Here is a 5237-nt window from a genome sequence, read left to right on the forward strand (position 1 = left end):
GAATCCTTTAATGCCAAAATTAAAGCGTTTAGAATGCAACTTAGAGGTGTAAGAAATAAAGAGTTCTTCCTGTTCAGATTAACTCAAGTTTATGCTTAGTCCCCAACTTTTGTACTTGATCCAAAAATATTCATTAAATCGTGTAACAAAGGTGGTAAAATCGGTTACCTCAACTTTTTCAATTTTTAGGGTAACCGATTTTTAAGCTTTCCCCAGTATTCACAAGGGTTACAACTAGTTAAAATAGTAAACATCTTGTGTCGTATTGAGATAAAAATTAAGTTTAATATCAATTAAAAAGGTTACCAAAAATGAAAACAAAAGTATCTATCCTCTTTTATACCAAAAGAGCAAAAGTCAATGCGAATGGCTTATTCCATATCTACACGCGCATTACAGTTAACGGAAAACGAGTTGAAATGAGTACCGGAAGATTTGTAGAACCCTCCAAATGGTCTGCATCTGCTGGCAAAATGAAAGGCCAATCAGAGGAAGCTCGTTCAGTAAATAGGCACCTTGATATGCTCAAAATCAAAATTATTGATATGCAAATGGAGTTTATTCATCAAAATATTCCAATTACAGCAAAAGTATTTAAAAGTAAACTACTCGGACTTGATGAAAAGCAACGCATGCTCATCCCCATATTCCAAGATCATAATAAAAAAATTGAATAACTTTAGGTAAAGAATATGCACCAGGAACACTCGAACGTTACAAAACATCATTAAAACATACCATCGATTTTTTAGAATGGAAATACAAAATATCCGACATCGACATTCTAAAAATAAATCATGCCTTCATTACAGAATATGAATTCTATTTAAGGAGTATACGAAACTGCAGCAATAATACAGCTGTAAAATACATTAAGAATTTCGGCAAAATCACCAAGATTTGTTTGGCTAATAATTGGATAGATAAAAACCCCTTTAGCAATTACAAAGCAAAAGTTAGAGAAGTCGAACGAGTGTACTTATCAGAAGATGAAATCCAAAAAATACTCAATAAAGAATTCGCAACAGAGCGATTATCTCTAGTTAGGGGATAGTGTCAACATTATACTATTTTTTGTCTGTATCATTACTAAATGTTTTTAATGTCCTTAATTTTGTCGTACTTTGAGTGCGTACCTATAAACCGAATTTAAACCTTCTTGGCATTGAACGAAATACTGGTAAACAGTATATAATCGTTTACTTTGATGTTGAAAACAAAACGGTGGTTTCCCGCATAACCAAAACTATTAAAATTTTGCTTTAACTCGTTGATATTATCCCAGTTCTTTGCTGTTACAATATGGTAATAAAAGTTTAAAGGGTTTTCACTATCTGCGTGTATATCCATAAACTCCTTTATTCTTTTATAGGCAACTATTTACATCACTTAAACTTCAATTACTATCGAGCAAAGACAATACCGAATTTTGAAATTCAAAACTATTTTCCGATACAATATTTAACTACTCCCATATTTAGTGGTGTTATAGTGTTTGGGCAACAAATAGGATACAAAAAACACATAAAAAGAGTAAAACAAGAGCAATCATTAATAAATTCGTTTACGAATATAGAATAAAAAAACCGCTCGATTTGAGCGGTTTTCAAATAAAAGCACCAAGCTATTAATTGGCTATCCCAGAGCCTAAATAAGTACTGTTTGATACTTGGCTACCATCGGCAGTTATAAATGCCATAAATAGCTCTACAGTATCTCCTGCGTAGGTTGTTGGAATTGCAACAATTTGGGTCCCTACTGTTCTGTCTGCTCCATCTGTTAAAGAAATAGATTCTTTCTTTGATGGATTGTAAACCAATAACATTGCTTTATCGGTAGCGTTGGCGTTACCTTCAGCAGAGTTATCATCCCAGTTAAAAGTTACCTCACCAGCTGTTGCAAGATCTGTAGAAGGGTTCAAAGCAGCTGATAAACCTCCTCTACTTACTAATGCGGTTGCATAATCCACCTCAAAGTCTGGTTCGACTCCTGTAATGGCATTATTCAACACATAAGACATTGCAGCATTAAATGCTGTTTTCTTCACTGCTAAAAACTTATATCCCTTTTGGATAAATGGTTTAACAGCTTGAATAAATTCTAAAGTCACAGTAAACTTGTTTCTTTGGTTTACTTGACCTACAGTTCTTGGATTGGCTACACTTGAAGGTTTAATTCTGATGTAGTCAATACCTTTCCAGCTTCCACCGATAATGTTTCCAACCTTACCGGAAAGCCCTCCTAAAATTCCTTGAGCAATTTTACCCATAACATAAATAATTTAAATGAAACTTACTTTTCTTCGGACTTGGTACGGACTTGGTACGGACTTGACACGAAGTTGTACCTTCCGTCGAAATATATGGCAACTTTTATGCTATTCGTTAGATATGGATTTTGTTGCTTTAGATTGCTTCCTTTTGCATCAGAAATAAAAAAATGAATATTTTTTTTACAAAGAAAAAGAGAAAAAAGAAAGCCGTTTCTTTGATGGCGTTGACATACTGTCAAGTTTTTTGGAAAAAATATTGCTAAAGGAAAGGGTTTTGAAATTTGCGCCTGAACACAGGTGCAATATTTTTTTCAAAACCCGTAGGGCTTGAACTTTATAGTATGATAAGCGTTGGATGAAGGAAGCCATCTATCTTTGCAATCTTTTTTTCCTTTCCGTATATTTATGGGTAATTAAAAATAAAAGTATTATGGCAAAATTTGAAGTATACCAAGATGCTCGAAGTGAGTATCGTTTTAGATTAAAAGCTAACAATGGTCAAACCATATTAGCAAGTGAAGGTTATTCGGCAAAAGCTGGTTGTATGAATGGTATTGAATCTGTTCGGAAAAATTCGCAAGATGACAGTAAATTCGATAGAAAAATATCAAGCAATGGTAAACATTATTTCAATTTAAAGGCCAGTAATGGACAAGTGATTGGGACCAGTGAAATGTATGAGTCTTCTTCTGGAATGGAAAATGGTATAGCTTCTGTTAAAACAAATGCTCCAAATGCTTCTGTTGTAGAAGTTTAATCTTTAACTAAAATCAACAACATAATAGTAAAGCCCTTTTTTCGAGGGTTTTCTTTTTTCGACAATGTTTCTTTAGCAGGTAATCGCGTAGCGTATGGCGATAGCCATAATAGCGAGCCGCCAGCGAGTTGAGCAAGGGTGGTGTGGGAAAATAGCCTGATAAGGCTACCACACCTACGTTGAAAACGCAAGGGTGGCGCAGGTTTTTGATGCCGTTGGATTCAGCTTGGGTGTAGCGTGGGAAAGCAAGTGTAACAATTGAATGAAGCTATTGAAGGATGGTTACCGTTTTTAAATTTTAGCAATTGTGAGTACTTATCATCATTTAATTTATAAGGAATTAAGTAGATTAAGAAAATTGAGGATTTTGATTTCACCTAACGAGCAATTGCCAATTTAAAAATGGGTTGTGTGTTGGCTGAAATAGCTGACCGAATGCGTTACTCTTGCTGTGCGTTTGCAATATAGAATAATCCGCTTTTGCATTTAAAAGACTATTTAATCAACTATTAATGAGATTTTAAAAGTATTTGGAAATTTCAAATTTCTTGAAGCGGTTATTGTATATGCAAAATGGCTGCCTTCAAAAACTGTGACACCCGTGAACCCACAGGTGGCATAAGCCCATCTATTCCGAAATGCAACCACTTCAAAATAAAACGCTACGCTTCATTTTGAAGTCATCACATAAAGTCTTGTTATGCTCTAACTTCAATATGATTTATTTTCTTGTGTTTTACATTTCTCATCACGACGCTCTCATACCACCTGTGGGTTTTGCCCGCAGCGAACAGCAGGCGAGCCAAATTATGAAGCAGCGGTTGTACCCCAATTTATATTTTGTGTGCCACGAGCACACACCTTATTGGGGTTTGGGGTGCAAGAGTAGCTGCGGGTGAGGAAGTTGTGTAGTGTGTGAAGTAAAGCAAATACATAGTGCTAACGAGGATGTGCCACCGCAGTAGTGCTATGTATGTTAAGCACCAATGCATCGCATTTGTGATTATGCTTTATGGAACAAAATGGAACAACTGACGAACACCTTATTACCTGCTCTAACGAGATTGAGCGCAAAGGCAAAAAAGTACAGGCTGAAATTTTTCAATTTTAGCTTGTACTGCGGGGAACGTAAAGCTCTTGTATTTGAGGGCGTGTAGTGCAACGGAACAACCGAGAGTGCAAGTGCTTGAAGTGTGGGCTTACCAGTTCCTTCTGCTTTTCATAGTTAATGATTCTCTATCTACATCTTCCAATAATTCATCTTTCTTTTCAATTAATGGGTCGTACCAATCTGCTTTTTCCTTTGCCCATTGTATCGTATCTTCTATAACTTCATTTTGAAATTGAAGTTTTAAATCATTATTCTCTAATTCCTTTATGAAATTCCTTAAATATTCTGCTTTATGCCAACGGGTTGCCATTGAAAGCAACTCCTTAAATTTTGATAATTCCTGTTCTTTTTGCTTTTGTAACTCTTCTTCTTTTTGACGGATTTTTTCTTGTTTCTCACGCCAAATGGCATTTTCGATTTGTCTCTCTTTATCTTCTTTGGCTTTGAGTTCTATCCAGACTAAAATATCAGCAAGTTTATATTCTAATACAGTAGTTTTTGTATCTGACCATTCTTTTATAGGATATGATCTATCTAATTTTAAACATAAATTACCTGTAGGAACCAAATCAAACTCATCCCAGCTTCTATTTGTTTCTCGCTTTACCCTTCTGTTCTTTTCAGTTAATCTGATATTGTATGTTTGGTCCTGTATAACTATTTCTGTGCGATTTGAAATATTAAAACCATAACCACGTTTTTCTATCACTTTTACCAATGTATCCATGAACCTCAACGCTCTTGGAAATAGATTATCTGATACGCTAATACTTAACACATTGGTATCATCTATTTCCATACTCCAGTTTCTGGATTTGTTTCTAATCTTGACCGCTTTGTGGTATTCTTTAGTAGCAATAATATATTTATGAGGGTTTGAGAGTATATCCGGAACTTTTAAGGACAATTCCTTACTTGTTTCAATTTCTGTTTTTAGTTTGCTCTTTACTTTGCCTGGTGGATTATATGCTGTGTAACCTTCCCTAAAAATAAGACAGTTTAAAATTCGAAATTATTAATTTTAAACCAATAAACTGTCAGATGAAAAAAAGTAGATTTACCGAAAGTCAGATCATCAAGATCTTAAAAGAAAACGA

The 5237-nt window shown here is 34.7% G+C and carries 6 protein-coding genes and 1 pseudogene; 4 read left to right on the forward strand and 3 right to left on the reverse strand.

All coding sequences use genetic code 11. The features are described from left to right. The 3 genes and pseudogenes from HC176_RS20035 to HC176_RS20045 all read left to right on the forward strand — a co-directional run. Positions 1–99 (forward strand): annotated as a pseudogene (locus HC176_RS20035) (transposase); the annotation flags it as partial. Positions 100–311: 212 nt separating this feature from the next. Further along, positions 312–677 (forward strand): Arm DNA-binding domain-containing protein, encoded by a 366-nt coding sequence (locus HC176_RS20040; RefSeq protein ID WP_245234915.1) that lies wholly within the window; start codon positions 312–314, stop codon positions 675–677. A 62-nt stretch (positions 678–739) separates the two neighbouring features. Beyond that, complete coding sequence (locus HC176_RS20045; RefSeq protein WP_342448710.1) at positions 740–1054, forward strand: phage integrase SAM-like domain-containing protein; 315 nt, start codon at positions 740–742, stop codon at positions 1052–1054. A gap of 95 nt (positions 1055–1149) precedes the next feature. On the opposite strand, the gene HC176_RS15410 is transcribed toward HC176_RS20045, so the two are convergent. Both HC176_RS15410 and HC176_RS15415 read right to left on the reverse strand, forming a co-directional pair. Further along, the gene (locus HC176_RS15410) at positions 1150–1350 is read right to left on the reverse strand and encodes a type II toxin-antitoxin system HigB family toxin (RefSeq protein ID WP_245234916.1); all 201 of its coding nucleotides are present in this window, start codon (positions 1348–1350) and stop codon (positions 1150–1152) included. Positions 1351–1627: 277 nt separating this feature from the next. Next, positions 1628–2269, reverse strand: coding sequence for a DUF6266 family protein (locus HC176_RS15415; protein ID WP_103052474.1), 642 nt, complete (start codon positions 2267–2269; stop codon positions 1628–1630). Between the two features lie 433 nt (positions 2270–2702). Between HC176_RS15415 and HC176_RS15420 the strand changes: the two genes are divergently transcribed. Then, positions 2703–3029, forward strand: a complete 327-nt coding sequence (locus HC176_RS15420; RefSeq protein WP_132704040.1) for a YegP family protein — start codon at positions 2703–2705, stop codon at positions 3027–3029. Between the two features lie 1199 nt (positions 3030–4228). Here HC176_RS15420 and HC176_RS15425 read toward each other — a convergent pair. Then, positions 4229–5047 carry a hypothetical protein gene (locus HC176_RS15425; RefSeq protein WP_167919860.1) on the reverse strand — a complete coding sequence of 273 codons (819 nt, stop codon included), beginning with the start codon at positions 5045–5047 and terminating at the stop codon, positions 4229–4231. Between the last annotated feature and the right edge of the window lie 190 nt (positions 5048–5237).

Source organism: Tamlana crocina (assembly GCF_012037625.1).

Bases quoted from the DNA above. Each gene is read 5' to 3' on its own strand.
- HC176_RS15415 (WP_103052474.1), bottom strand. From the start codon at position 2,269: ATGGGTAAAATTGCTCAAGGAATTTTAGGAGGGCTTTCCGGTAAGGTT.
- HC176_RS15410 (WP_245234916.1), bottom strand. From the start codon at position 1,350: ATGGATATACACGCAGATAGTGAAAACCCTTTAAACTTTTATTACCAT.
- HC176_RS15420 (WP_132704040.1), top strand. From the start codon at position 2,703: ATGGCAAAATTTGAAGTATACCAAGATGCTCGAAGTGAGTATCGTTTT.
- HC176_RS20040 (WP_245234915.1), top strand. From the start codon at position 312: ATGAAAACAAAAGTATCTATCCTCTTTTATACCAAAAGAGCAAAAGTC.